This is a genomic window from Pseudomonas sp. 2822-17, assembly GCF_002742485.1.
Taxonomy (GTDB): domain Bacteria; phylum Pseudomonadota; class Gammaproteobacteria; order Pseudomonadales; family Pseudomonadaceae; genus Aquipseudomonas; species Aquipseudomonas cyclaminis.
Genome location: NZ_LJRZ01000856.1, coordinates 1 through 253, shown reverse-complemented (window position 1 = coordinate 253; position 253 = coordinate 1). Strand labels below are relative to the sequence as shown.

The window sequence follows — 253 nt, the reverse complement described above, 5'->3', positions numbered from 1 at the left end:
ATGTGGAACAGATTACATATATTCTTGAAGAGGCTTTGAAAAAAGCAGAAGCTACTTTTGATGATATAAACGCCATTGCAGTGACAGAAGGACCAGGTCTTGTTGGGGCTCTTCTCATCGGTGTTAATGCAGCAAAAGCAATAGCTTTTACGCAAGATAAACCTCTTATAGGTGTTCATCACATCGCAGGTCATATTTATGCAAACCATATTGTTGATGAACTGACATTTCCGTTACTGACACTTGTTGTATC

Annotated in this window: 1 pseudogene; it reads left to right on the top strand. The window is 38.7% G+C overall.

From position 1 onward, the window contains the following. Window positions 1-253: pseudogene (locus AOA60_RS29515) on the top strand (tRNA (adenosine(37)-N6)-threonylcarbamoyltransferase complex transferase subunit TsaD); the annotation flags it as partial.